The following is a 24,511-nucleotide window of genomic DNA, read 5'->3' on the forward strand; positions in this document are numbered from 1 at the left end:
CATGGCTGAACTTACCTTCCTGCAATTCGTAGTGGCTTTCTTCATGAGCCTCGGCGCGGTCTGCGTCTTTGTCTGGGCCGTGCTGTCGGGACTGTTCGAAGACGTCGAGGCCATCAAATACAAGGCCTACCGGGCCGAAGTCAAGGATGACGAAGCGGAGGCATCCGGCCATGAGTGATGAACGCGACAGCCCGCCCGCCGGGCAGGAAGAACCCCATCACCAGCAGACCGAAGACTACGGCGGGGGCCATATCCAGGCGCGGCATGGCCGCATCAATGCCTGGCTGCTGGTCGTCTACCTGGTGTTGTTCGTCTGGGCGCTGTACTACGGCTACGCCTACTGGGGCGGGCTCGGCCCGGGCCTGGACCTGACGCGCTGACCCGATAGTCCGCCACACCGACCGGAGCTCTCCATGATACCGAGACTACTGCTGGCGCTGGCCGTGCTGAACCTGGCCTTCCTGTTCGGCGAACTCGCGCTGAATGTGCTTGGCGTGCGCCTGTTGTGAGCGGAGCCCGTTATGACCCTTGCCGAATCGATCGCCTTCTGGATCTTCGTCATCATGACGGTTGGCTTCTTTGCCTGGGTGGTCTATCTGGCAGCGCGCAAATAGCGCAGACGCCATGAGCGACCTGTGGCTCGTGTTCCTGGCAGGCGCCGCCGGCAGCATGCACTGTGCCGGCATGTGCGGCGGCTTTGCCTGTGGCCTGGGCCCCGCACCCGGCGGCCGCCTTGCCTCCTGGTTGCGGCACCTGAGCTATAACGTCGGCCGGATCTGCAGCTATGCCTTCCTTGGCACGCTGGCCGGCTATCTCGGCATGCTGCTGGTCGGCCATGCGGGTGAAGCCAGCGCGGCCAGCATGGTGCAGCGCGGGCTGGCCATTCTGTCAGGGCTGCTGATGCTGCTGATCGGGTTGAACCTGGCCGGGCTCTTCCGTGGCGGCAGTGGCGGTCATGCGCTGGGCGGCGCGGGCGCGCAGTGGCTGGCGCAATCGCTGCGCACATTGCTGCGCCAGCCCGGAGCGGGCGCGCCGCTGGCATTTGGCGTGCTGAACGGCCTGCTCCCCTGCCCTCTGGTCTATGCCTTCGCCGCGCAGGCAGCAGCCAGCGGCACCGCGCTGGGCGGCCTGCAGGTAATGATCGCGTTCGGGCTCGGCACCTTGCCCACCATGCTGGCGATGGGCGGCCTCGGGCTCTGGTGGCGCGGGCGGCGTCGGCCCGCCGGCATCCCGGTGCAGCCTGTCGTGGCCAGCTTCCTGCCTGCGCCAGCGGCGCGCCCGGGCTGGCGCATGCAGGGCGTGCGCGCCGCCGGCGCGTTCATCGTCCTGCTCGGACTGATCACGCTCGCGCGCGGCATGGTGCCCTTCAGCGTCCACCTGCATTAGCCAGGCCCATGTCCACCGAAACCACGCACGCCTGCAGTCACTGCCAGTTGCCGGTCGGACGGCTGGGCCAGCAGCGCGAGTTCGACGGCGCAACGCACTGGTTCTGTTGCTATGGCTGCTGCCTGGCCTATCAGGTGCACCATGGCGAGCACGAGGAGCCGCAGGCCGCTGCCGCGCTGATCCGGCTCGGCGTCGGCGGGTTTCTCGCAATGAATGTCATGTTGTTCAGCTGGCTGCTCTACGCCGATGCGTTTGCCGGCGACGAAGCGTGGCTGCGTGGCCCGGTTCACTGGTTGCTGTGGGCGCTGGCGACGCCGCTGGTCCTGCTGCTCGGGCGGCCATTCGCCGAGGGCGCGTGGCAGGCCGCGCGGCAGGGACGGCTGTCCACCGACACGCTGGTCTGCATCGGCGTGCTCGCTGCCTACGGCTATTCGGGCTGGCAGGTGCTGCGCGGCTCCGGCCTGGTCTATTTCGACACCGCCGCCATGGTGCTGCTGCTGTTTACGCTGGGCCGCCTGCTTGAGGCGCAGGTGCGCGCACGCACCGCGCGCCGCCTCGCGCCGATGCTGGCAGCTGAACGCGCCGAGGCGCGCGTGGTCGATGGCGGCACGGAATGCTGGCGCGCCGTCGTCGACATCCGGCCGGGCGAACGGGTACGGATACTTCCCGGAGAGCGCGTGCCAGTCGACGGCATCGTCGTCGATGGCCGCTCGGAGTGCGACGAAGCCGTCCTGACCGGGCAGAGCGAGCCGCAGTTCAAGCCGCCGGGCGCGCTGGTTCACGCCGGCAGCATCAACGGCAGCCGCCCGCTGCTGGTCCGTGCCACGGTGGCCGGCTCGCAAACCCGGTGGCAGCAGATCGGCCGGCAGGTGCGTGAAGCGCTGGCGCGCAAATCGCTGGCGGGCGACACCGTCGACCGCATCATTGCCGTGTTCATCCCCGGCGTACTGGCGCTGGCCGCGGCCAGCGCGTGGTTCTGGGGCAGCCGGGCAGGCGCTCCGGCGCAGGCGGCGGATGCCGCGATGCTGGCCGGACTGGCCGTGCTGGTCGTGGCATGCCCGTGTGCACTGGGCCTCGCGGCCCCGCTCACGCATGCATTGGCGATCGGACTGGCGGCGCAACGCGGCATTCTCGTACGCGGCGGCGACGTGCTCGAAAGGCTGGCACGGCTCAAGGGTATCGCTTTCGACAAGACCGGCACGCTGACGGCGGACACGCTGCACCCCGTCGGCATGCAGACCGAAGGCGCCAGCCACGCGGAAGTCCTGCGCGTGGCGGCTGCGCTGGCGCAGGCTTCGGATCATCCGATAGCCCGCTCGATTGCCGCCATGGCGCGCGCTGCGGCATCGCCGTCGACAGCCTCCAACGAAGTCGAGGCCAATGCCGGCGAGGGCCTGTCCGGTCGATGCGACGGCATGCATTGTGCGCTGGGATCGCCTGCGTTCTTCGGCGCGCTCGGGTGGCACGTGCCACCCGACCTGCTGGCTACGGCGCCACTGGGATGCACGCTGGTACTGGTTGGCTGGGAGGGCCAGGCGCACGGACTGATCGCGCTGCGCACGCTGCCGATGCCGATGCCGCATGTTGGCGACATGATCGCGCAGATGCAGCGCCAGGGCTTGCGCACGCTGCTGCTGAGCGGCGACAATCCGCACGCGGTGGCGGCAATGGCGGGCGGCTTGCATATCGATGCGTGGCAGGCCAGGCTGCTGCCGCAAGACAAGGTGCGTGCCCTGCGCGACTGGGCCGCCGGCACAGGGCTGGTCGCCATGGTCGGCGATGGCCTCAACGACGGCCCGGTGCTGGCGGCTGCCTCGGTCGGCATCGCCGTGGGCAATGCCTCAGACCTGGCGCGCGAAAGCGCGGATGTCGTGCTGCCGCGCTCGGGCCTGGCCAGCCTGCCATGGCTGTTGCAGCAGGCGCGCCAGGTGCGCCGCACGGTCCGGGCCAACCTGGCCTGGGCCTTCGGCTACAACGCCATTGCGCTGGCGCTGGCCGCCAGCGGGCTGCTGCAGCCGGTGCTCGCCGCGGTGCTGATGGCCGGTTCCAGTGTGCTGGTGGCGATGCGCTCGTGGCGCGCCAGCGCAACTGCCGAAGCGAATGCCGACCCCGCCGAACGGGCAGGCGCCACGGCGCCGGGCCATCCCGCTGCATTGCGATCTGGGCACGGAGTATCACCATGAACCGATGGCTGGCCAGGCTGGCCGCCTGCCTCTTCGCCGTCGCGCTGCCGGGCCTTGCGCCGGCCACGCACAACGAGACCCAGCACACCGACCTGTCTTCGCGCGGCTGGCCGGTGGGCGATTTCAGCCTCACCGACCAGAACGGCCGCGCATTTACCCAGGCGCAGCTGCAAGACCGCTGGACCCTTGTGCTGTTGGGCGACACCCATTGCGGAGCGCCGTGCCGCGCTGCGCTGACGGCCCTGACGGGCTTGTACCAGCGCATCAGCACGACGCAGAAGCTTGCCACCACGCAGGTGCTGTTCATCTCGCTGGACCCGCAGCGCGATACGCCGGACGCCCTGCGGCGCTACCTTGCCCCATACGACGCCCGCTTCATGGGCGCCACCGGCAACCCGGAGACGCTGGCGCGAATGATCGACGATCTCGGCGCCAGACCGGGCGTGCCACCCGCCCCCAACGCAGCCTATCCTGGCTCGCTGATCCTGGTCGGGCCCGATGCCACGGTGCGCGGGCAGTTCCTGCCGCCGTTCGACGTGCCACTGCTGACTGCGGCCTATCTGAAGGCACGCGTGCGCAAGTGACCCACGCACCGCAGGCGACGGCTTAAGCTGCCAGCCCGGCATCAGCCACTGCCGAAGCACGCGCCGGCTGGGTCCGGTGCACCAGCCCCGACAACGCCCCGGCCGCGACAATGCACAGCCCGCCGGCAGCTTCCTTCCAGCTCAGCACCTCGGTCGCCAGCCACCACGCCGATACCGCCGCGATCACGATCTCGAACAGCATCAGCAGCGACACCCGGTTGGCCGGCAGCCGCTGCAGGCCGTACTGCACCACCGAATTGCTGACCACCAGCACCGCGGCCAGGCCCAGCACCAGCATGGCGACGCTGACCTGCGCGCCCGGCACGACCGCCACCGCGGCGCCATCCAGCAGCAGTGCCGCCGGCACGCCGACCACGGTGCAGCCGAGGTACACCACCACGGTACGCACGCGCGCATCCATGTCCGGAAAGCGCTGGCCGGCCCGGCGCGACAGCACGTTGTTGACGGCAAAGCCCATGCCGCCGACCAGCCCCGACCATTCGGCGGCGTTGCCCGGCAGCGGCACGCCGACTTCTGGCGTCCACAGCATCAGCCCGGCACCAAACAAGGCCAGCGCCACCAGGCCCAGCCCCGCTGGCGACAGCCGCTCGCCCAGGAACAGCCGGGCGAACAGCGCCGTCCAGACTGGCGTCAGGTAGAACAGCAACAGTACGCGCATGACATGGCCATTGACGCTGCCCCAGACAAAGCCGGCATTGGTCACCCCGGCAGCCAGCCCGATCGCGACGAACAGCCAGTGCGGGCGCATGCCGGCCAGCTGGCGGCGAAACACCAGCAGCGACAGCACCGCGGCGACCGCGCTGACCAGCGCGGCGGCGTGCATGCCGCCCAGCCCCCAGCCGGCCAGCAGGCGGTACGGAAACCAGGCGATGCCCCAGACCGAGGCCCCCAGCAATATGGAAAGAGACGCCTTGACCGCATGGCGGTCGGCCGGCGCAGCCTGCGCCGTAACGGGTTTCGTGCTCATGAAGGGAATCTGTCCGAGGGAAGCCGGCACTTGCTGCCAGGGGTGGCCGGCAAGTCCGGACGGCGCCGGCGGCATCACTGCGATGTGATGCCCGCCATCCGTGCCCCGGCCGGCCGCCCAGGGCGGCTCCGCTGCACGGTAACCCGCGCCGTTCCTCTATAATGCGTCGTTTTAACCGGCCCCCGACTGCTACCGTGAATCCGCGCCTCGACCTGCTCCAGCCCTACCCGTTCGAGAAACTGCGGGTACTCTTTTCGCAGGTCAAGCCTGCCGACAAGCCTGCGATCAGCTTCGGCATCGGCGAGCCCAAGCACCCGACGCCCGGGTTCATCAAGCAAGCGCTGGCCGAGTCGCTTTCGGGACTGGCGAATTATCCCACAACCGCTGGTTCCGATGCACTGCGACAGTGCATTGCCGGCTGGCTGGAACGCCGCTACGGGCTGCCCAAGGTCAATGCCGCCACCGAAGTGCTGCCGGTGACGGGGTCGCGCGAGGCGCTGTTCGCCTTCGCCCAGACCGTGGTCGACGGCACCAGGCCCGGCGCGCTGGTGATGTGCCCGAACCCGTTCTACCAGATCTATGAAGGCGGCGCGCTGCTGGCCGGCGCCACGCCCGTGTTCGCCAACAGCGACCCGGCGCGCAACTTCGCCCCGGCATTCGACCGTATCGGCGACGAGGTCTGGCAGAACGTCCAGCTGCTGTTCGTCTGCACCCCGGGCAACCCGACCGGCGCGGTGCTGTCGCTGGACGACTGGAAGCAGTTGTTCGCGCTGTCGGACCGCTACGGCTTCGTGATCGCGTCGGACGAGTGCTACTCGGAAATCTATTTCGACGAAGGCCGCGCGCCGCTGGGTGCGCTGGAAGCCGCGCACAAGCTCGGCCGCGGCTTTGAACGGCTGGTCATGTTCTCCAGCCTGTCCAAGCGCTCCAACGTGCCGGGCCTGCGCTCCGGCTTTGTCGCCGGCGACGCCGCGCTGCTGAAGAAATTCCTGCTATACCGTACCTACCATGGCGGCGCGATGAACCCGGCGGTGCAGAGCGCCAGCATTGCCGCCTGGAACGATGAGGACCACGTGCGCGAGAACCGCGCCGCCTATGTGCGCAAGTTCAGCGAAGTGACGCCGATGCTGGCCGAGGTGCTGGACGTGGCGCTGCCCGACGCCGGCTTCTACCTGTGGGCCGATGTCTCGCGCACCGGCCTGAGTGATACCGAGTTCGCCGCCCGCCTGCTGGCCGGGCAGAACGTGACCGTGCTGCCCGGCAGCTACCTGGCGCGCGAGGCCGACGGCATCAACCCGGGCGCCAACCGCGTGCGCATGGCGCTGGTGGCGACGCCGGAGGAATGCCTGGAAGGGGCGCGCCGCATCGTCGAATTCTGCAAATCGCTGGGCTGAGGCGCTGCCTCGCCCACCGGATTGGCCAGACCCAAGCATCAATATTCAACCCTGAGAAAACGAACATGACGCAAGCACTGCAAGCCCTGATCGACCAGGCCTGGGAAGACCGCACCAGCCTGTCGCCCAAGTCCGCCCCCAACGACATCCGCGAAGCCGTGGCCAATGTCATCGGCCAGCTGGATGCCGGCACGCTGCGCGTGGCCGAGAAGCAAGGCAAGGACTGGATCGTCAACCAGTGGGTCAAGAAGGCCGTGCTGCTGTCGTTCCGCCTGGAAGACAACGCGCCGATGAGCGCCGGCGGCTTCGCCCAGTTCTACGACAAGGTGCCGACCAAGTTCGCCAACTGGAGCGGCGACGACTTCGCCAAGGCTGGCTTCCGCGTGGTGCCGCCCGCCGTGGCCCGCCGCGGTTCGTTCATCGCCAGGAATGCCGTGCTGATGCCCTCGTACGTCAACATCGGCGCCTATGTCGATGAAGGCACCATGGTCGACACCTGGGCCACCGTCGGTTCGTGCGCGCAGATTGGCAAGAACGTGCACCTGTCGGGCGGCGTGGGCATCGGCGGCGTGCTGGAGCCGCTGCAGGCCAACCCGGTCATCATCGAAGACAACTGCTTCATCGGCGCCCGTTCGGAAGTTGTGGAAGGCGTGATCGTGGAAGAGAATTCGGTGATCTCGATGGGTGTGTACCTGGGCCAGTCGACCAAGATCTACGACCGCGAAACCGGCGAGATCCACTATGGCCGCGTGCCGGCCGGTTCGGTGGTGGTGGCGGGCAACCTGCCGTCCAAGGATGGCAAGTACAGCCTGTACTGCGCCGTGATCGTAAAAAAGGTCGACGCGCAGACCCGCGCCAAGACCAGCCTGAACGACCTGCTGCGTGACTGATCGCGCCTGATCGCGTCTGATCGCGCTGGCGCGGCCCCGCTGCGCCAGCCCGTCCCGGGGCCGGTCCCCGGGACAGCATTACCGCTGTCACCGCTGCTCCGCTGTCACCTCCCGCCTGGCAGGCTGAACATGCCTTCCCTCCGCAAGCGACTCATGGCCCTGGATCCCGCCACCGTCAGTACCGTGCTCTCCCTGCTGCCCACCATTCTCGAGCAGGCCAACAAGACCATCGAGAAGATCAAGAAAGGCAAGCGCAAGGACGATGCGCCGGAAGGCGCCGTGGCCGAAACACGCGATCCCGCCGCCCGCATTGCCGAACTGGAAGCCGCCGCCGTCCAGCAGGCCGAGGCGGTCAAGCTCCTGGCCGAGCAGCACGCCATCACCATCGAGGCGCTGCGCAAGGAAGCCGCGCGGCTGGACCGCCGCCTGCGCCTGATGACCGCCGTTGCCATGGGTGGCGTGGCGCTGGGGCTGGGCAGCCTGGTGATTGCGCTGAACCTGCTGTTTCGCTGAGCCCGAATTTCACAAAGAACAAGCCATGACCGTCCTGCTCTACGGCATTCCCAACTGCGATACCGTCAAGAAAGCCCGCACCTGGCTGGATGCCAACGGCGTGGCCTACACCTTCCACGACTTCAAGAAGCAAGGCGTGGACGAAGCCATGCTGCGCGGCTGGCTCGGGCACGTGCCGCTGGCCACGCTGCTGAACCGCAAGGGCACCACCTGGCGCGCGCTGTCGGACGCCGACAAGGCCCGCGCCGAGGAAGAAACCGGCGCGATCGCGCTGATGCAGCAGAGCCCGTCGCTGATCAAGCGCCCGGTGCTGGCCCACGCAGGCAAGGTGATGGTGGGCTTCTCCGCCGACCAGTACGCCAGCCAGTTCTGATTTCCCTGCTGATTCCCCCTGATTTACGCCGCCGTCACATGACCGCCACCCTCTCCCTCACCGAAGATCTGATCCGCCGCCGCTCCGTCACGCCCGCCGACGAAGGCTGCCAGGCCATCCTGGAAACCCGCCTGAAGGCGCTCGGCTTCGACTGCGAAGCCATTGTCAGCGGTCCGGACGATTTCCGCGTGACCAACCTGTGGGCGGTCAGGCGCGGCACGCAGGGCACGGCGGGCAAGCTGCTGGTGTTCGCCGGCCATACCGACGTGGTGCCGACCGGCCCGCTGGAGCAGTGGCACTCCGACCCGTTCGAGCCGACCCATCGCGACGGCAAGCTGTACGGCCGCGGCGCGGCCGACATGAAGACCTCGATCGCCGGCTTCGTGGTGGCGGTGGAGGAATTCGTCAAGGCGCATCCCGCGCACGCCGGTTCGATCGGTTTCCTGATCACCAGCGACGAAGAAGGTCCGGCGCATGACGGCACCATCAAGGTCGTCGAAGCGCTGACCGCGCGCGGCGAGCGCCTGGACTACTGCGTGATCGGCGAGCCGACCTCGGTCAACGCGCTCGGCGACATGGTCAAGAACGGCCGCCGCGGCTCGCTGTCGGGCAAGCTGACGGTCAAGGGCATCCAGTGCCATATCGCGTATCCGCACCTGGGCCGCAACCCGATCCATGACGCCGCCCCGGCGCTGGCCGCACTGGCGGCCGAGGTCTGGGACGAGGGCAACGAGTATTTCCCGCCGACCAGCTGGCAGATGTCGAATATCCACGGCGGCACCGGCGCCACCAACGTGATCCCGGGCCACGTCACCATCGATTTCAATTTCCGCTTCTCGACCGCCAGCACGCCCGAAGGCCTGAAGGCGCGAGTGCATGCGATCCTGGACCAACACAGCCTCGAATACACGCTGGACTGGACCCTGGGCGGCGAGCCCTTCCTGACGCCGCGCGGCGACCTGTCCGACGCGCTGTCGTCTGCGATCAAGGCCGAAACCGGCTTCGACACCGAGCTGTCGACCACCGGCGGCACCTCCGACGGCCGCTTCATCGCCAAGATCTGTCCGCAGGTGATCGAGTTCGGCCCGCCCAACGCCAGCATCCACAAGATCGACGAGCACGTCGAGGTGCGCTTCATCGACCCGCTGAAAAACGTTTACCGCGGCGTGCTTGAACGCCTGATCGCTTGATTTTTTTCGCCGAAATACACCTACATGGCAACACCCTCTCCCCTGCGCACCGTGCGCGACCTGCTGCGCCTCGCAGTCTCGCGCTTTACCGCCGCGCGCCTGTCCTTTGGCCATGGCAGCGCCAACGCCTATGACGAGGCGGCCTACCTGGTGCTGCACACGCTGAACCTGCCGCTCGACACCCTCGACCCGTTCCTCGATGCGCGCCTGCTGCCCGAGGAAATCGACGCCGTGCTGAAGGTGATCGACCGCCGCGTCAACGAGCGCGTGCCGGCCGCCTACATCACGCACGAGGCCTATATGCATGGCCTGCGCTTCTACGTGGACTCGCGCGTGATCGTGCCGCGCAGCTTCATTGGCGAACTGCTGCAGGAAGGGCTGGAGCCGTGGGTCGGCGAGACCGAACAGATCGGCCCGGTGCTGGAGCTGTGCACCGGCTCGGGCTGCCTGCCGATCCTGGCCGCGCATGTGTGGCCGAACGCGAAGATCGACACGGTCGACATCTCGCCCGACGCGCTGGCCGTGGCGCGCCGCAACGTCGCCGACTACAAGATGGACGACCGCATCCGTCTCTACGAAGGCGACCTGTACGCGCCGCTGCCGCATGGCGCGACCTACGATGTGATCCTGACCAACCCGCCATACGTCAATGAGGCCTCGATGCAGGCACTGCCGGCGGAATACCAGGCCGAACCGCGCATCGCGCTGGCCGGCGGGGACGATGGCATGGACGTGGTGCGGCGGATCATTGCCGGCGCCAAGGCGCGATTGAATCCGGGTGGCGTGCTGGTGGTCGAGATCGGCAACGAGCATGCCAATGTGGAGGCTGCCTTCCCCGACCTGGAGATCGTCTGGCTGCCGGTCAGCGCGGGCGAGGAGCAGGTGTTCCTGCTGACGTACGACGCCCTGCCGGGCTGATGCGCCAAACCCACCGACGGTTTGCTCCCCTCTTTCGCCTGCGGGAGAGGGGCCGGGGGAGAGGGCGCAAACAATCATCACTGGCGCAATCTGGGCGAACACCGGCCAACCGTTGATCTGGCAACGCGCGCAGGCTCTACACTCGCTGCAGATATAGCGCCACTGATAGCGCCACTAATGCCGTGACCGCCAGCAACTCCCCCCTCCCCGGATCCCCTCCCGGTTCCAACGCCCTGCCCGCCCGAGCCGCAACCACGCGCGCCGTGCGCGGCATCGCCATCCTGACCTTCGCCTTCGCGCTCAGCCAGTTCTTCCGCTCCTGCCTGGCAGTGATGGCGCCGGAGCTGCAGCACGATTTCGGCCTGTCGCCGGCAGGGTATGGCGCGCTCTCTTCGTCATTCTTCCTGGCCTTTGCCGTGGCGCAGATCCCCGTGGGCATTGCGTTCGACCGCTACGGTGTCGGCCGCCCGACCGCGCTGCTGCTGGCCGTGGGCGCGCTGTCGTCGATCATATTCGTGCTGGCGCCCAACGGCGCCGCGGCCACGCTGGCGCAGGTGGGGCTGGGGCTGGCGTGCGCGCCCGTGTTCATGGGCCTGCTGCATTTCGCCTCGGAACAACTCTCCGAACGCGACTACACCCGCGTGGTCAGCCGCTCCAACGCCACCGGCATGATCGGCTCGCTGTGCGCCACCGCGCCGCTGGGCTGGGCCATCTCGCTGGTCGGCTGGCGGCCATCGATGGCGGTATCGGCGCTGGGCATGGTGGCGGCCTGCTATGGCGTGTGGCGCTTCGTGCGCGATCATGGCCATGCCGAGGCCCGCAGCGCCTCGTGGCCGGCGATGCTGTCGGAAAGCGCGCAGCTGCTGAAGCTGGCGCCACTGTGGACGCTGATCCCGCTGTGCGTGGCCATGGCTGCCGGCACCGCCTTCCGCAACGCCTGGAGCGGCCCCTACCTGGCCGAGGTATTCGGCCTGGGCTCGGCGCCGCGCGGCGTGGCGCTGACGCTGCTGAGCCTGGCCGGCTTCCTGACGGCCTTCCTGCTGCCGGTGCTGGTCCGGCGCAGCACGCTCAAGACCGCCATCGCCGGCTGGTCGTGCTTTGCCATGTCGGGGGCGATCCTGCTGGCACTATGGCCGGACACCGGCATCGGCTACGCCGTGGCGATGATGGCGCTGCTGTCGACCATCGGCATGCTCCATCCGCTGGTGATGGCGCAGGGCCGTGGCCTGATCCCGCCTTCGCAGCGCGGCCGCGGCCTGGGCCTGCTCAATACCTTCGTGTTCCTCGGGTCGGCGCTGACGTCGTGGGCGTTCGGCCTGATCGCGAACGCGGGGCATGTGCGGCAGTGGCCGGTGGCGTCGACCTATGCGGCGATTTTTGTGTCGGCGGCAGTGCTGGTCGCGGTGTCGCTGATCCCGTATTTCTTCAGTCCGCCGCATCCGACCAACTGAGCACTATACCGGTCGGAGCCCGCCATGAAAGAGGACCGTTCTGGGCTTCGCCTGCAAAAAGCCAGACTTATCAATTTAAGAATTCCGCTGCCGCGCATCCCGTTTTACCGTTTGTGACATCCACGTCCCAGCCCGCTACATGGGACGGCGGCCGCGCCCGCGGCCGCATAACCAGGAGACACATCGATGGCATCATCCCTGCGCCCCGCCCGGGGCCGCCGCGCATGGCTCGTGCGCGGCCTGGCCGGCATGCTGGCCGCCGGCTCGCTGGCCGTACCACTCACTGCCGGCGCCGAGACCTGGCCGGCGCGGCCGATCCAGCTGCTGATTCCCTACCCGCCTGGCGGCAGCGCCGACCTGCTGGCGCGCCCGGTGGCCGCCAAGCTGCAGGAAAAGCTGGGCCAGCCGGTGGTGCTCGACTACCGGCCCGGCGCCGGCGGCACCATCGCCACGCAGGCGCTGGCGCGCGCCAAGCCGGACGGGTACACGCTGATCATGGTGCTGGCCGCGCATGCCATCAATGCGAGCCTCTATCCCAAGCTGCCGTACGACACCCGCAAGGACTTCGCGCCGGTGTCGCTGGTGGCCAACCTGCCGATGATCCTGGCCGGCAGCTCGTCGCTGCGCGCGAACAACGTGCAAGAGCTGATCGCGGAGGCCAGGGCCAATCCCGGCAAGCTGACCTTCGCCTCGGCCGGCAACGGCAACACCGGCCACCTGGCGGGCGAGTTGTTCGATTCCGTGGCCGGCATCAAGATGACCCATGTCCCGTACAAGGGCAGCGCGCAGGTGGTGACGGCGATGCTGTCGGGCGAGGTCCAGCTGACCTTCGACAGCATCTCCACCACGCTGCCGCACGTGAAGAGCGGCAAGCTGCGCGCGCTGGCGGTGACCGGCAGCCAGCGCGCCGCGGTCGCGCCCGACGTGCCGACGCTGGCCGAAGCCGGCGTGCCGGGCATCAGCATCACCGGCTGGTATGCGGTGCTGGCGCCGGCCGGCACGCCGCAGCCGGTGGTCGACCGCCTCAGCACCGAGATCGCCACGGTGCTGCGCCAGCCCGACCTGAAGGCCACGCTGGCAACCAACGGCTATGAACCGGTCGGCTCCACGCCCGCCGCGCTGCGCACGCATATCGATGCCGAGATCAACCGCTGGAACAAGGTCGTGAAGGACTCCGGCGCGCAGATACAGTAACCGCTTCCCGGCGGGCGCCGCCATGCCGGCGCCCGCTCCGTTTTTGCGAGATGAACTTGCCAACATGACCCAGACGACCACCCAGCCCGCCGCGCTCACCCGCCCTTTCACCACCATGTCCGTGCTCGTGCGCGAGCATGCCACCGAACGGCCCACACAGCACGCGCTGATGCATGACGGCCGCGTGCTCGACTATGCCGGGCTGGACGCCGCCATGGACCGCATCGCCGCGGCGCTGGCGCGCGACAACGTGAGCCCGGGCGAGGCCATCGCGATCTGCGCGAACTCGTCGATCGAGTATGCGGCGGTCTACCTGGGCGCGGTGCGCGCGGGCGTGGTGGTGGCGCCGCTGGCACCGTCGTCGACACCGGAAAGCCTGGCCGGCATGGCCGCCGACGCGGGCGCGCGCATCCTCTTTACCGATGCGGCGGTCGCTGCCGCATTGCAGCCTGTGCGCGCGCAGCTTGCAGGCACGCCCATCGTCACGCTCGATGGCAGCGACGCTGGGCAGCCCTATGCTGACTGGCTCGCCCCCGCCGGCACGCCGGTGCAGGAGCCCGAAATCCTCCCGGAAATGCCGCTGAACATCATCTATTCGTCCGGCACCACCGGCAAGCCCAAGGGCATCGTGCAGTCGCACGGCATGCGCTGGGCGCACGTGTCGCGCGGCGCGGCCACGGGCTACGGCACCGACGCGGTCACGCTGCTGTCGACGCCGCTGTACTCCAACACCACACTGGCCAGCTTCTTCCCGACCATCGGCCTGGGCGGCACGGCGATCCTGATGGCCAAGTTCGATGCGGGCAAGTACCTGGCGCTGGCGCAGCAGCACCGCGTCACGCACACCATGCTGGTGCCGGTGCAATACCAGCGCCTGCTGGCACATCCGGACTTCGATAGTCATGACCTGTCGTCCTTCCGGCAGAAATTCTGCACCAGCGCGCCGTTCAGCCCGGCATTGAAGGCCGAGGTGCTGCGCCGCTGGCCGGGCGGGCTGACCGAGCTGTACGGCATGACCGAAGGCGGCGGCAGTTGCCTGCTGCACGCGCACCAGTTCCCCGACAAGCTGCACACCGTGGGCCGCCCCGCGCCGAACGCCGACATCCGCATCATCGACGACGAAGGCCGCGAGTTGCCGCCGGGCAGCACCGGCGAAGTGGTCGGCCGTTCGCCGGCCATGATGAACGGCTACCACAACCAGCCGGAGAAGACCGCCGAGACCGAATGGTTCGATGCGCAGGGCAACCGCTTCATCCGCACCGGCGATATCGGCCGCTTCGATGAAGACGGCTTCCTGGTGCTGGTCGACCGCAAGAAGGACATGATCATCTCGGGCGGCTTCAATATCTATCCGAGCGATATCGAGGCGGTGGTGCGCGAGCACCCCGCGGTCGCAGAGGTGTCGGTGGTCGGCGTGCCGTCGGAGCGTTGGGGCGAGACGCCGGTGGGCTTCGTCGCGCTGCGCGCGGGTAGCGGCGCCACGGCACAGGACGTGCTCGCCTGGGCCAACGAGCGCCTGGGCAAGACCCAGCGGCTGGCGGAGCTGCATGTGGTCGACAGCCTGCCGCGCAGCGCCATCGGCAAGGTGCTCAAGCGCGAATTGCGCGACCGGCTGACGCAGGCATAAGCGCCATCCAAAGCATGCTGACGCGGTGCGCGCAGCACAATCGCAGAAAGTTTGCGAAGGTGCTTGCGCAATCGCGGAGGCATCCCTATAATTCGCGGCTTCGCTAGGCTCGTAGCTCAGCTGGTTAGAGCACCACCTTGACATGGTGGGGGTCGTTGGTTCGAGTCCAATCGAGCCTACCAACGCACAAAGGAAACGGACGGTACGCATATGCGCACCGTCCGTTTTTCTTTTCCGAGCGGCAATGTCAGGCGCTGATGCCGAACTCCGCCAGCACCGCTTCGGTGTGCTGACCCAGCGTGGGCGCATCGCCCTCGGGCCGCGTCATGCCTGCCATGCCCGGCAGGTTGGCCCACGGCACCTCGCCAATCCCGTCCAGCCTCAAGCGGCCGAAAACCCCCGCCTGCCGGCATTGCGCGCTCCGCAGGAACTCGCTTGCGTGGCTGACGCGGCCAAACAGCACGTCATGCTCGGTCAGCAGCGCTTCCCAATGTGCGAGCGGCTGCGCGGCCACCGCCTGCGCCACGCGCCGGTTCAGTTCCGCCGCGCGCGGCAGCCGGCCGGCACTGGTGCGCAGCGCGGCATCGTCGAGCCAGTCGTCAAAGCCCAGCACGCGCGCCAGCCGCACGAACATCGCGTCGTTGAGCATGCTGATGTAGAGCATGCCGTCCGCCGCCGAGAACAATCCCGTCGGCGCATTGGCCGCCGCCATTTCGGCGTCGGGAAACATGGCATCGTCCACCAGCAGGTATGACTGCAGCGCCGCGCTGGTTTCCAGCAGCGACAGCTTCACGTGGCGCCCCTTGCCATGGCGCGCGGCCTTGAACAACGCCGCGCATGCATGCTGGGCGGCATACAGCCCGGTGCTCAGATCGATCAGGAAGAACGGGATACGTCGCGGCTGGCCCGCGCCGTCGCGGTTCAGGTGCATCAGCCCGCTGACCGCCTGGACCGTGGTATCGACCGCCGGCAGTGCCGCCATCGGGCCGGCATGGCCGTAGCCGGAGATCGACACATAGACCAGCCCCGGGTTGCGCGCCGCCAGCGCCTCGTAGCCCACGCCCATGCGCTCGGCCACGCCGGGGCGGAAGTTCTGGATCACCACGTCGGCACGCTCCGCCAGGCGTGCAATGGCGGCGCGGCCGCTGTCGGTGCGCGCATCCAGCAGCACGCTTTCCTTGCCGGCGTTGCACGCGACCGCGATCGCGGTCTGGCCGGCGCGGATGCGGCCCATGTTGCGCGACCAGTCGCCGCCGGGCGGCTCCACCTTGATCACGCGCGCGCCCTGCTGGCGCAGCACCAGTCCGCAGTAGGGGCCGGCGATCCCCTGGCTCAGGTCGAGCACCGTCAGGCCGTCGAGCAGCGCGGCGTCTTGTTCGGCTTTCATGTCGTCCTCCGCATTTCAGATATCCAGCATGACCTTGCCGATCGCCCGGCGCGACATCGTGGTGTCGACCGCCGCCAGCCAGTCGCGCAGCGGGAAGTGCTGCAGCACGGGCGGCGCCAGCTTGCCGCTCGCCACCGCCTGCATGATCTGCTCGACCACCTGCTGCACGCGCGGCGCGAAGCGCTGGCGTTCATCGGTCAGTCCCCAGCCGATGTAGTAGCCGTAGTTGAAGCCGATCATCGACAGGTTCTTGACCAGCAGCAGGTTGGCCGGCACTTCCGGGATACGCCCACTGGCGTAGCCGATCGACAGCAGCCGCGCGCCCGGCGCCGCGCAGCGCAGCGAGGCATCGAACAGGTCGCCGCCGACCGGATCGAACACCACGTCGACCCCGCCCGCCGGGCACAGCGCCTTCACCGAGGCCGCCAGCGTGGCCGCGTCGGCAGGCAGCGCATGCGCCGCGCCATTGTCCAGTGCCGCCTCGCGCTTGGCGTCGGTGCTGGCGGTGGCGATCACGCGCGCGCCCATCAGCTTGCCCACCTGCACGGCCGCCGTGCCGAGCGCGCCGCTGGCGCCGTGCACCAGCATGGTCTCGCCGGGTTGCAGCCCGGCGCGCCACGCTAACGCGGCCCACACGGTGCCGTAGGTAACCGGAAGTGCCGCGGCGTGCGCCAGTGCAAGACCATCCGGCACCGGATAGACCGTGTCGGCGGTCGTCACGACTTCTTCGGCAAAACCGCCCCAGTCCAGCGCCGCCGCCACGCGCTGCCCAACGCGCAGCCGCGTCACGTCCGGCGCGACCTCAAGGATCTCCCCGGCCGCTTCCGTGCCGGGCGTGAACGGCAGCGGCGGCTTGCGCTGGTACTTGCCCGACACGAACAGGCTCAGCGCAAAGCCGACGCCGGCGTGCCGCACGCGGATGCGCACCTGTCCCGGCCCGAGCGGCTGGCGCGGGATGCGTTGCAGTTCCAGTTCGCTCCAGTGGCACCAGCGCGAACAGACCAGCCCCAGGTATTCGTCCTCTTGCATCGTCAGTCCAGTCATTCCAGCGTGATGCCGACATCGCGGATGATGCGGCTCCATTTGTCGCGGTCGCTCTTCAGCACCGCGGCGAAGGCTTCCGGTGTGTTGCCCACCGGCACCAGGTTCAGGTCCTGCATCTTCTTTGCGATCTCCGGCATGCGCACGATGCGAGCGACTTCGCGCGACAGTGCCTCGATCCGCGCCTTCGGCACGCCGGCCGGGAACAGCAGGCCCATCCACGCATCCGGCTCGAAGCCCTGGTAGCCCGCCTCGCGGAAGGTTGGCACCCTGGGCAGCAGCGCCGAGCGCTCGGCGCCGGCCATCGCCACCGGGATCAGCTTGCCGCCCTGCAGCAGCGGCATCGCCGTGCCCACCGCGATGAAGCCGATCTTCACGTGGCCGGCGGCCAGGTCGGTCGCCAGCGGCGCACCGCCCTTGTAGGCCACGTGCTCCATCTGCAGGCCGGCCTCGCGCTTGAGCAGTTCGCCGAGGATATGGCCGGTCGTGCCGGCGCCATAGGAACCATACGGGTACTTGCCGGGATTGGCCTTGACCAGCGCCACCAGCTCAGGCAGCGTGCGCGCCGGAAAGTCCGGCGACACGGCCAGGATGGTCGACGAGATCGCGACCTCGCTGACCGGCGCGAAATCGGCGATCGGGTCGTAGCCGATGCGCGGGTACAGCGACGGGTTCTGCACGTGCGCGGTAAAGGTCAGCAGCGCGGTATAGCCATCCTTCGCGGCGCGCGCGACGTGCTTGGTGCCGGTGGTGGTCCCTGCGCCGGGCTTGTTGTCGACGATGACCGGCTGGGCCCAGGCCCTGGTCAGTTCCTGCCCGATCAGCCGGGCGACCGCGTCGTTGACATTGCCTGCCACCGACGGCACCACGATGGTCAGCGGGCGCGATGGATACGGTTCGGCGCCGGGGGCGGCATCGGCGGCGTGCGCCGTGGCTGCGGTTGTGGCCACGGTTGTGGCTGCAAGGGCGCCCAGCATGATGGCGGGCATGGCGGCGCGCAGCCGCGAGCGGAGGGTCGGCATGGTTGGTGTCTCCTGTCCTGGCTCCCTTCTGTGATGCCCGCCAGCCGCTGGCGATGCGAGGGATGCCAGCGCAGTCTATGGCATCGGCCGCGCCCCGCCGATTCCCGCTCGGCGCAAGGCGAGTCCTGCCAGGCATGGCGCGGCCGGAACCTGGGGTGCGGTGACGCAGCGCATGGGCATACCGGCGCTACAATGGCCCGCTCCGCCCCCAGCGCGCCCCATTGCCCGGTACCCGGTACGTCCCATGCGATTCGAGGATCTTGAAGCCTTCCTGGTAGTCAGCGAACACGGCAACCTGCATCGCGCGGCCGACACGCTCGGCATGACCCAGTCCGGCCTGTCCAAGACGCTGGCACGGCTGGAGGGCGAGGCCGGCATGCCGCTGTTCGAGCGCACCCCGCGCGGGCTGGTGCCGACCAGCGTCGGCAAGACGCTGCTGGCGCATGCGCGCAGGATCTCGCTGGCGGCAGCCGACCTGCGCAATGAACTGGCCGAGCAGCGGCTGGCGCGCGCCGGCACGGTACGGCTCGGCGCCATTCCTTACCTGGTGCCGTCGCTGCTGTCGCCGCTGCTGGCGCAGTTCTTCGTCAGCCGCCCGCTGGCCGTGTTCTCGATCGAGACGCACCTGAGCGCGCGCCTGATGGCGATGCTGCAGAACGGCGACGCCGACCTGATCCTGGCGGCGCGCCCGGCCAGCGTGCCGGAAGACATCGACTGGCTGCCGCTTGGGCCGCTGACCATGCAGATCGTCTGCCGCAGCGCACATCCGCGCCGCGGCAGCTTCCGCACGCTGGCCGACCTGACCGAAGAGCGCTGGGCGGTGCCGGCCAGCTCGCTGTACCTGCGCCAATGGCTGGAGGAACGATTCACCTCGGTGGGGCTGCCGCCGCCGCGCGTGGCGGTGGAAAGCACGGCCTCGCCGGTCGCGTTCGGCGAGTTGCTGCGGCACTCGGACCTGCTCGGCATCATGCCGCCGCGCATCCTGAAGCAGGCGGAGGGACAGGGATTGCAGGCGATCGCCGGGCCCGGCATGTCGTGGCAGCACGAACTGGCGGTGCTGTGGCGCGCCGGCGGCTACCTGTCGCCGATCTGCCAGGACTTCCGTGATGCGGTGGTCAAGTGGTGCGAGGAGACCGAAATCTGAGCGTCGCCCGGCTCAGGGTACCCACCAGTAGCGGGTGATATGGAAGAACACCGGCGCGGCGAACACTACCGAGTCGAGCCGGTCCAGCATGCCGCCGTGGCCCTGGATCATGTGGCCCCAGTCCTTGATGCCGCGGTCGCGCTTGATCGCCGACATCACCAGCCCGCCCAGGAAGCCCATCAGCGCGATGGCCAGCGCAATCAGTCCGGCCTGCCACGGCGTGAACGGCGTGATCCACCACAGCGCCGCACCCAGCGCAGTGGCACTTGCCACGCCGCCGACAAACCCTTCCACCGTCTTCGACGGCGACAGCAGCGGCGCGATCTTGCGCTTGCCGCACAGCTTGCCCCACACGTACTGCAGCACGTCGCTGCCCTGCACCACGATCACCAGGAAGGCGATCAGCAGCAGGTTGCGGCCCTCGAAGCCCGGGATCGGCAGCGTCAGCAGCGCCGGCACGTGCGAGATGCAGAACACGCAGATCATCACCGCCCATTGCACCCCGGCGCAGCGCTCCAGGAAGCGCGTGGTCTCGGACGACAGCGCCGCCAGGATCGGCAGGAACAGGAAGGCGTAGACCGGGATCAGGATCGAGAACATGCCGTACCAGCCGATGTAGACCAGCACATACTGCAGCGGCAGGAATACGAAAAAGGCGGCGACGATGGCGCGATGGTCGCCGCGGCGCGTGGTGGTGATGGTGACGAACTCGCGCAGCGCGAAGAACGACAGCAGGTAGAACAGCACGATCACCGCGGTGCGGCCCAGCGCGAAGGCCACGCCCATGACGCCGATCATCCACCACCAGGCGTTGACGCGCTGCGCGAGGTTGTCGATTACCGCATGCTGCCCGCCCCCGGCCACGCGCCAGCGCAGCAGCGCGGTCACGGTGGAGGCGAGCAGCAGCACGGCAAACAGGCCGCCGAACAGCAGCCCGGTCTCATGGTCCCAGTGCACCGCAGGCAGGGTCGGGATGGTTGGCATGGTCATCTTTCCGCTATCGGTCCGCCATCAGTCCAGTTCGGGGGCCAGCGCGAGCAGGCCCCCGCGGCAGCGGGACAAGAAGCTCTCCTTGTCCTCGCCGTCGGCCACCAGCACGGGCTGGCCGAAGGTCACGGTGCATAGCAGCGGCACCGGCACGACCTCGCCCTTGGGCATCACGCGGTTGAGGTTGTCGATCCAGACCGGCACGAACTCCACCTCCGGACAAGCGCGCGCCAGGTGGTAGATGCCGCTCTTGAACGGCAGCAGCCGCGCATCGGTGGTGTTACGGGTGCCCTCGGGGAACAGGATCAGCGAATCGCCGCCTTCCAGCGCGCCACGCATCAGTGCCACCGGGTCATTGCCCGGATCGCTGCGCGTGCGGTCGATCAGCAACGCGCGGAATACGTCGCGGCCGATAAAGCGCCGCAGCGGCGATCGGTCCCAGTAATCGGCGCCGGCCACCGGGCGCGTGCCGGTGCGCAGGTCGGGCGGCAGGCAGCCCCAGATCAGCACGAAGTCGCCATGGCTGCTGTGGTTGGCAAAGTACACGCGCTGCACCGCGGCCGGGATGCAGCCCTGCCAGTTGGCGCGCATGCCGGTCAGCAGGCGGGCGAAAGCGATGATGGCGCGCGCGGTGGCACGGGCGATCCACATGGTGTTGTTTACCTCAGCAGCAAGATCAGCAGGGACAGGCACAGCTGGACTGCGGCCAGTACCAGGCTGGCGCGCACCAGCCGCATCGCGCCGCGTGCGCGTTCGGGCAGCGGGCGGCCAGTGCGCTCGGATGCGATCCAGCCCAGTCCGGTCAGCGCGCCGTCGAGTCCGGCCAGGTCCGCCTGGCCTGTCTGGACGTTGGGGTCGGCCGAAGCGGCCAGCGCGTCGAACAGGCGCCGGTCAATCGCCACGCGCAGCAGAAGCCAGAGCTGGGCCAGCGCCACCAGCAACGGCAGTGCAGACAGTGCCGGGCTGGCGGACATCCAGACGGATGCCAGCGCGAAGGCCAGTCCGACCACGCCGATCCAGAGCGCACCGGACAGCGCGCCGGTGACGGCGTGCGCGATCCAGGCCTCCGAGGAACTGCTGCGTGCGCCATCAGCGGCCATCGGCAGCCTCCGCTGTCGGATACTGGTCCAGCCATGCCTGCAGCGTGGCGGCGTGCTCGCGCCCCAGCACCACCGCAGGCCGGTGCGCGCGCAAAGCGGCCAGTGCCGCCGGCGCGTCGCGCAGTCCCTGCCTGCGCGCCATCCATGCGGCAGCCACCAGCGCGCTGCGCGAATATCCCAGCGCGCAGCTCACCAGTATCCGGCGTCCTTGCGCGTGCCATGCGTCGAGTTGCGCCACGGCCTGCTCCAGTTGCCGCGCGGTCGGCACGGTCAGATCCAGCACCGGCACGCAGCGATAGGCCAGCCCGGGACCAGAGGCGGCGCGCGGCAGTTCGGCGCTAAGGTCGACTACAGCATCGGCGCCCAATGCGCGCAGTTCGGCACCGGTCGGGAAGCGGCCGACCCAGACGCCGTCGGCGATGCGGCTGGCCTGCGGCGCGCGCCGGGTCCACCAGCGCGAATTCAGGAACGCGCCGAGCAGGTATGGCGCCAGCACCCAGCGTGCCGCCCGCGCCATCGTGCCGTCTGCATGCTTCAGGAACCAGGCCGGCGCGGCCAGCGCGTAGATGCGGGCAATGCAGGCCAGCGCCAGCGCGGCCCACAGCAGCAGGAACGCCAGCGTCATGGACAATGCCACCGCCAGTACCGCGCACAGCAGTGCCACGACCGCGCCAACCGCATAGCGCCGCGAAAGCTGGCGCGTGCGCGCATCGGGCAAGCCCGCCGCAACCTCCGGCAGCCGCATCGGGAACAGGTAAACGCACAGCCAGCCAACCAGCGCCCCGGTCGGCACGTCGATCAGGTGATGCTGCCATGTGGTCAGCACCGACACGCCGATCAGCGCGAACCAGCCATGCAGCAGCCAGCGCCATCCGCCGCGCAGGTGCGCCGCGTACGCGACCCACAGGATCACCAGCAGGCTGATATGCAGCGACGGCGCCTGGTTGAACGGCAGGTCGAAGCCACCCAGCAGCGCGAACAGCCGCCCCGGCAGCCCGTCCGCCTGCGGCCGCTCGAAGCTGAAGCGCAGCGGGAAGGCGATAAAGCACGCCACCGAGACCAGCTGCGCCAGCACCAGCCGCCTGACGTGCGTGACCAGTGCCGCCCGCGTTTGCCACAGGAAGAAGGAGATGCCGTACAGCAGGTCGATCGACCAGTACGGGATGATGGTCCACGGCAGGAACGGGATGCCGCGTTCCCAGCCGAAATAGACCGTTGGCACCTGCGCGCGCTGGCTCGCGAGCCAGTTGGCGAAGCCGTAGCTGGAAAAGAAAAACGCGCCGGCCAGCGCCAGCAGCAGGCAGGCCAAACCCCAGGGACGTTCACCGGTGGGGGCCGCGGCAGCCGCGTCGGCGGGCAGCGTGCTCATGCTTCGCGCCTGCGCGCCAGGCTGACGGTGAAGATGCCCCACGGGTCGATGCGCTGGGTCACCTTGTCGAAGCCGGCGGCGCGCACCAGTTCGTCCATCTCGGCCTGCGAACGGCGCCGCATCACCCAGGCGGCGCCGCCGCGGTGGCTGGTCAGCGCGCGGGCGATGAATTCGAGCTGCGGATGCCAGGGCTGGCCGGTGTAGACCAGGTAGCCGCCAGGCGGCACCGCGCGCGCCAGCCCTTCCAGCGAGCGGCGCACCATCGCGTTTTCCGGGAACAGCTCGTACAGGCCCGATACCACGGCCAGCGTCGGCGCCGGGGCCAGCGCCGCCAGGCTGTCTCCGTCGAAGGCATCGCCCTGATCGAAGCGGGCGACTCCCTGCAGTCCCTTGGCGGCGATCAGCGCCCTGCCCTGTTCGACATTGAGCTGGCTGTAGTCGCGCAGCAGGATCGATTCGACCGCCCCGGCGCCGCCGTCCAGCGCACCCAGCGCCTCCAGCACATAGCGCCCATGCCCGGCGGCGATATCGACCATGCGCACCGGCATGCCGGCCGCACGCAGCCGCCGCACGGCCTCGGCGATCAGCGCTTCGGCGTGGACCTTGCGCTGGCGGATGCCGCGCCAGCCGATGGCGCCGAGGTATTGCGCGTCGGCCATCCGGCCCAGCGGGCCGCGTCCCGACGGCGTATTGCGGTAGACGTAGTCGAGCGTCGAGCCCGAGTCGAAACCGGTCTCATGCCCGAGCCGCACGCCGTCCGACAGCATCCCGCCGAGCTTCAGGTTGGCACGCGCCGCGCGCCAGTACCAGGCCGCCAGCCCGCCCGGCGCGGACGCCAGCCGGTCCGACTCTTCCCGGAACGGGCCGATCAGGTCGGCCTCCAGCAGCGAGCGCGGCGGCGACGGCGTGTCGAACTCGCGCACGATAAAGCGCCGCGCCGCGTCCACGGCCAGCTTGCGGTCGCGCTCGCCCAGCGTGTCGTGGAAAAACCCCTCCAGCACGATGCGTTCCTTGGTGCGCGCGCCCAGCCGCTCGTAGAAGCGGTCCTGCGGCCCGCGGTGCACGACCCAGTCGGCGCCGGAGATCAGCAGCTGCGTCGGCACCGTGATCGCGGCGGCATCGGCGACGATGCGTTCCGCGGTCTCGTACAGGTCCAGCAGGATATTGACCGCGATCGGCCGCGTGATCAGCGGATCGGTGTCATAACTGGCGATGCGCCCGGGATCGTGCGTCAGGAACTTCGCCTTGACGTAGCTGTTGACGAAGAACCTGCCGCGCAGCCGGTGCATCAGCTTCAGTCCCGGCCGCGCGAACGGCACGTACAGCTTGACCTTGAAGGCCGGCGAGGCGAGCACCAGCGCGCGGATCGGCGGCGCGTAGTCGTGCACCCACGTGGCGGCCAGCACCGCCCCGACGCTTTGCGCAATGACCGCGGTACGCTCCAGCGGGATGCCGTGCGCCTCGGCGATATGCTGGGTAAACGTCTGGATATCGCGCACCGAATCCGCCAGGCAGGGGCTGTAGCCACGCTCGCCGGGCGAGCGGCCGTGGCCACGCGCGTCCCAGGCGAAGATGTCGTAGCCCGGCAGGTTCAGTTCGTCGGCCAGGTGGGCGACACGCCCGGAATGCTCGTGGCCGCGGTGGAACAGCACCACGGCGCCACGCGCCGGGCCCTCCACCGCAGGCCAGTGGCGGTAGAACAGCGCCTGGCCGTCATGGGTCTGGAAATGCCGCTCCTGCGGCTGGCGGATAGCGGCTCGGTCCATGGCT

24 protein-coding genes and 1 tRNA gene are annotated in these 24,511 nt (G+C 69.0%); 16 read left to right on the plus strand and 9 right to left on the minus strand.

The features are described from left to right. Position 1 precedes the first annotated feature (1 nt). From J8I34_RS02020 to J8I34_RS02040, 5 genes are all read left to right on the plus strand, one after another. Positions 2-178 carry a cbb3-type cytochrome oxidase assembly protein CcoS gene (locus J8I34_RS02020; RefSeq protein ID WP_209775262.1) on the plus strand — a complete coding sequence of 59 codons (177 nt, stop codon included), beginning with the start codon at positions 2-4 and terminating at the stop codon, positions 176-178. Next, positions 171-380 (plus strand): hypothetical protein, encoded by a 210-nt coding sequence (locus J8I34_RS02025; RefSeq protein ID WP_209775261.1) that lies wholly within the window; start codon positions 171-173, stop codon positions 378-380. The genes J8I34_RS02020 and J8I34_RS02025 overlap by 8 nt, the downstream gene beginning before the upstream one ends. Positions 381-624: 244 nt before the next feature. Beyond that, complete coding sequence (locus J8I34_RS02030; protein WP_209805219.1) at positions 625-1,386, plus strand: sulfite exporter TauE/SafE family protein; 762 nt, start codon at positions 625-627, stop codon at positions 1,384-1,386. 8 nt (positions 1,387-1,394) lie between these two features. After that, a complete protein-coding gene (locus J8I34_RS02035) occupies positions 1,395-3,569 on the plus strand; it encodes a heavy metal translocating P-type ATPase (protein WP_209805220.1) in 2,175 nt (724 codons plus the stop codon). Then, on the plus strand, positions 3,566-4,153 hold the full coding sequence (locus J8I34_RS02040; RefSeq protein ID WP_209805221.1) for an SCO family protein: 588 nt from the start codon (positions 3,566-3,568) through the stop codon (positions 4,151-4,153). The genes J8I34_RS02035 and J8I34_RS02040 overlap by 4 nt, the downstream gene beginning before the upstream one ends. Before the next feature lie 22 nt (positions 4,154-4,175). Here the strand turns inward: J8I34_RS02040 and J8I34_RS02045 are convergent, their stop codons facing one another. After that, positions 4,176-5,141, minus strand: coding sequence for a DMT family transporter (locus tag J8I34_RS02045; protein ID WP_209805222.1), 966 nt, complete (start codon positions 5,139-5,141; stop codon positions 4,176-4,178). Between the two features lie 194 nt (positions 5,142-5,335). Between J8I34_RS02045 and dapC the strand changes: the two genes are divergently transcribed. The 10 genes from dapC to J8I34_RS02095 all read left to right on the plus strand — a co-directional run bounded on the left by dapC (position 5,336) and on the right by J8I34_RS02095 (position 14,873). After that, positions 5,336-6,535: a succinyldiaminopimelate transaminase gene (gene dapC, locus J8I34_RS02050; protein ID WP_209805223.1), complete on the plus strand. Its 1,200-nt coding sequence runs from the start codon at positions 5,336-5,338 to the stop codon at positions 6,533-6,535. Positions 6,536-6,600: 65 nt separating this feature from the next. Beyond that, complete coding sequence (dapD, locus tag J8I34_RS02055) at positions 6,601-7,425, plus strand: 2,3,4,5-tetrahydropyridine-2,6-dicarboxylate N-succinyltransferase (RefSeq protein ID WP_209775255.1); 825 nt, start codon at positions 6,601-6,603, stop codon at positions 7,423-7,425. Positions 7,426-7,578: 153 nt separating this feature from the next. After that, positions 7,579-7,938 carry a hypothetical protein gene (locus J8I34_RS02060; protein WP_240745875.1) on the plus strand — a complete coding sequence of 120 codons (360 nt, stop codon included), beginning with the start codon at positions 7,579-7,581 and terminating at the stop codon, positions 7,936-7,938. A gap of 25 nt (positions 7,939-7,963) precedes the next feature. Beyond that, the gene (locus J8I34_RS02065; protein WP_029045836.1) at positions 7,964-8,311 is read left to right on the plus strand and encodes an ArsC family reductase; all 348 of its coding nucleotides are present in this window, start codon (positions 7,964-7,966) and stop codon (positions 8,309-8,311) included. 38 nt (positions 8,312-8,349) lie between these two features. Then, positions 8,350-9,501, plus strand: coding sequence for a succinyl-diaminopimelate desuccinylase (gene dapE, locus J8I34_RS02070; RefSeq protein ID WP_029045835.1), 1,152 nt, complete (start codon positions 8,350-8,352; stop codon positions 9,499-9,501). A gap of 24 nt (positions 9,502-9,525) precedes the next feature. Then, the gene (gene prmB / locus J8I34_RS02075; RefSeq protein WP_029045834.1) at positions 9,526-10,419 is read left to right on the plus strand and encodes a 50S ribosomal protein L3 N(5)-glutamine methyltransferase; all 894 of its coding nucleotides are present in this window, start codon (positions 9,526-9,528) and stop codon (positions 10,417-10,419) included. Between the two features lie 182 nt (positions 10,420-10,601). Then, positions 10,602-11,870 carry an MFS transporter gene (locus tag J8I34_RS02080; protein WP_029045833.1) on the plus strand — a complete coding sequence of 423 codons (1,269 nt, stop codon included), beginning with the start codon at positions 10,602-10,604 and terminating at the stop codon, positions 11,868-11,870. Positions 11,871-12,056: 186 nt separating this feature from the next. Beyond that, a complete protein-coding gene (locus J8I34_RS02085) occupies positions 12,057-13,064 on the plus strand; it encodes a tripartite tricarboxylate transporter substrate binding protein (protein WP_029045832.1) in 1,008 nt (335 codons plus the stop codon). A gap of 64 nt (positions 13,065-13,128) precedes the next feature. Next, complete coding sequence (locus tag J8I34_RS02090) at positions 13,129-14,691, plus strand: class I adenylate-forming enzyme family protein (RefSeq protein WP_029045831.1); 1,563 nt, start codon at positions 13,129-13,131, stop codon at positions 14,689-14,691. Positions 14,692-14,796: 105 nt separating this feature from the next. Next, positions 14,797-14,873, plus strand: a tRNA-Val gene (locus tag J8I34_RS02095). Positions 14,874-14,938: 65 nt separating this feature from the next. On the opposite strand, the gene J8I34_RS02100 is transcribed toward J8I34_RS02095, so the two are convergent. Genes J8I34_RS02100 through J8I34_RS02110 form a run of 3 tightly spaced genes read right to left on the minus strand, consistent with a single transcriptional unit; the run spans position 14,939 to position 18,141 of the window. Continuing rightward, the gene (locus J8I34_RS02100; protein ID WP_209775252.1) at positions 14,939-16,078 is read right to left on the minus strand and encodes a CaiB/BaiF CoA transferase family protein; all 1,140 of its coding nucleotides are present in this window, start codon (positions 16,076-16,078) and stop codon (positions 14,939-14,941) included. A 15-nt stretch (positions 16,079-16,093) separates the two neighbouring features. Continuing rightward, positions 16,094-17,107, minus strand: coding sequence for an NADPH:quinone oxidoreductase family protein (locus J8I34_RS02105; RefSeq protein WP_209775251.1), 1,014 nt, complete (start codon positions 17,105-17,107; stop codon positions 16,094-16,096). Positions 17,108-17,118: 11 nt separating this feature from the next. Then, on the minus strand, positions 17,119-18,141 hold the full coding sequence (locus J8I34_RS02110; RefSeq protein WP_209805224.1) for a tripartite tricarboxylate transporter substrate binding protein: 1,023 nt from the start codon (positions 18,139-18,141) through the stop codon (positions 17,119-17,121). A 244-nt stretch (positions 18,142-18,385) separates the two neighbouring features. Here J8I34_RS02110 and J8I34_RS02115 point away from each other — a divergent pair, with 244 nt between their 5' ends. Further along, entirely contained in the window at positions 18,386-19,285 is a 900-nt protein-coding gene (locus J8I34_RS02115; RefSeq protein ID WP_029045827.1) for a LysR family transcriptional regulator, read from the plus strand. A gap of 12 nt (positions 19,286-19,297) precedes the next feature. Here the strand turns inward: J8I34_RS02115 and J8I34_RS02120 are convergent, their stop codons facing one another. From J8I34_RS02120 to J8I34_RS02140, 5 genes are read right to left on the minus strand one after another with little or no spacing between them, the layout of a single operon-like run. Then, the gene (locus tag J8I34_RS02120) at positions 19,298-20,269 is read right to left on the minus strand and encodes a phosphatidate cytidylyltransferase (protein WP_209775248.1); all 972 of its coding nucleotides are present in this window, start codon (positions 20,267-20,269) and stop codon (positions 19,298-19,300) included. A gap of 27 nt (positions 20,270-20,296) precedes the next feature. Then, positions 20,297-20,923 carry a lysophospholipid acyltransferase family protein gene (locus tag J8I34_RS02125; RefSeq protein WP_029045825.1) on the minus strand — a complete coding sequence of 209 codons (627 nt, stop codon included), beginning with the start codon at positions 20,921-20,923 and terminating at the stop codon, positions 20,297-20,299. Positions 20,924-20,931: 8 nt separating this feature from the next. Further along, on the minus strand, positions 20,932-21,372 hold the full coding sequence (locus J8I34_RS02130) for a hypothetical protein (RefSeq protein WP_029045824.1): 441 nt from the start codon (positions 21,370-21,372) through the stop codon (positions 20,932-20,934). Continuing rightward, positions 21,362-22,741: a phosphatase PAP2/dual specificity phosphatase family protein gene (locus J8I34_RS02135; protein WP_209805225.1), complete on the minus strand. Its 1,380-nt coding sequence runs from the start codon at positions 22,739-22,741 to the stop codon at positions 21,362-21,364. Before J8I34_RS02135 ends, J8I34_RS02130 begins: the two co-directional genes overlap by 11 nt. Then, positions 22,738-24,507 (minus strand): bifunctional alpha/beta hydrolase/class I SAM-dependent methyltransferase, encoded by a 1,770-nt coding sequence (locus tag J8I34_RS02140; protein ID WP_209775246.1) that lies wholly within the window; start codon positions 24,505-24,507, stop codon positions 22,738-22,740. Before J8I34_RS02140 ends, J8I34_RS02135 begins: the two co-directional genes overlap by 4 nt. Between the last annotated feature and the right edge of the window lie 4 nt (positions 24,508-24,511).

Source organism: Cupriavidus phytohabitans, assembly GCF_017815025.1.
Lineage (GTDB): Bacteria > Pseudomonadota > Gammaproteobacteria > Burkholderiales > Burkholderiaceae > Cupriavidus.

Excerpts from the sequence above, each read along its gene's own strand:
- J8I34_RS02020 (WP_209775262.1), top strand. The coding sequence starts at position 2 with ATGGCTGAACTTACCTTCCTGCAATTCGTAGTGGCTTTCTTCATGAGC.
- J8I34_RS02025 (WP_209775261.1), top strand. The coding sequence starts at position 171 with ATGAGTGATGAACGCGACAGCCCGCCCGCCGGGCAGGAAGAACCCCAT.
- J8I34_RS02030 (WP_209805219.1), top strand. The coding sequence starts at position 625 with ATGAGCGACCTGTGGCTCGTGTTCCTGGCAGGCGCCGCCGGCAGCATG.
- J8I34_RS02035 (WP_209805220.1), top strand. The coding sequence starts at position 1,395 with ATGTCCACCGAAACCACGCACGCCTGCAGTCACTGCCAGTTGCCGGTC.
- J8I34_RS02040 (WP_209805221.1), top strand. The coding sequence starts at position 3,566 with ATGAACCGATGGCTGGCCAGGCTGGCCGCCTGCCTCTTCGCCGTCGCG.
- J8I34_RS02045 (WP_209805222.1), bottom strand. The coding sequence starts at position 5,141 with ATGAGCACGAAACCCGTTACGGCGCAGGCTGCGCCGGCCGACCGCCAT.
- dapD (WP_209775255.1), top strand. The coding sequence starts at position 6,601 with ATGACGCAAGCACTGCAAGCCCTGATCGACCAGGCCTGGGAAGACCGC.
- J8I34_RS02060 (WP_240745875.1), top strand. The coding sequence starts at position 7,579 with ATGGCCCTGGATCCCGCCACCGTCAGTACCGTGCTCTCCCTGCTGCCC.
- J8I34_RS02065 (WP_029045836.1), top strand. The coding sequence starts at position 7,964 with ATGACCGTCCTGCTCTACGGCATTCCCAACTGCGATACCGTCAAGAAA.
- dapE (WP_029045835.1), top strand. The coding sequence starts at position 8,350 with ATGACCGCCACCCTCTCCCTCACCGAAGATCTGATCCGCCGCCGCTCC.
- prmB (WP_029045834.1), top strand. The coding sequence starts at position 9,526 with ATGGCAACACCCTCTCCCCTGCGCACCGTGCGCGACCTGCTGCGCCTC.
- J8I34_RS02085 (WP_029045832.1), top strand. The coding sequence starts at position 12,057 with ATGGCATCATCCCTGCGCCCCGCCCGGGGCCGCCGCGCATGGCTCGTG.
- J8I34_RS02090 (WP_029045831.1), top strand. The coding sequence starts at position 13,129 with ATGACCCAGACGACCACCCAGCCCGCCGCGCTCACCCGCCCTTTCACC.
- J8I34_RS02100 (WP_209775252.1), bottom strand. The coding sequence starts at position 16,078 with ATGAAAGCCGAACAAGACGCCGCGCTGCTCGACGGCCTGACGGTGCTC.
- J8I34_RS02105 (WP_209775251.1), bottom strand. The coding sequence starts at position 17,107 with ATGCAAGAGGACGAATACCTGGGGCTGGTCTGTTCGCGCTGGTGCCAC.
- J8I34_RS02110 (WP_209805224.1), bottom strand. The coding sequence starts at position 18,141 with ATGCCGACCCTCCGCTCGCGGCTGCGCGCCGCCATGCCCGCCATCATG.
- J8I34_RS02115 (WP_029045827.1), top strand. The coding sequence starts at position 18,386 with ATGCGATTCGAGGATCTTGAAGCCTTCCTGGTAGTCAGCGAACACGGC.
- J8I34_RS02120 (WP_209775248.1), bottom strand. The coding sequence starts at position 20,269 with ATGCCAACCATCCCGACCCTGCCTGCGGTGCACTGGGACCATGAGACC.
- J8I34_RS02125 (WP_029045825.1), bottom strand. The coding sequence starts at position 20,923 with ATGTGGATCGCCCGTGCCACCGCGCGCGCCATCATCGCTTTCGCCCGC.
- J8I34_RS02130 (WP_029045824.1), bottom strand. The coding sequence starts at position 21,372 with ATGGCCGCTGATGGCGCACGCAGCAGTTCCTCGGAGGCCTGGATCGCG.
- J8I34_RS02135 (WP_209805225.1), bottom strand. The coding sequence starts at position 22,741 with ATGAGCACGCTGCCCGCCGACGCGGCTGCCGCGGCCCCCACCGGTGAA.
- J8I34_RS02140 (WP_209775246.1), bottom strand. The coding sequence starts at position 24,507 with ATGGACCGAGCCGCTATCCGCCAGCCGCAGGAGCGGCATTTCCAGACC.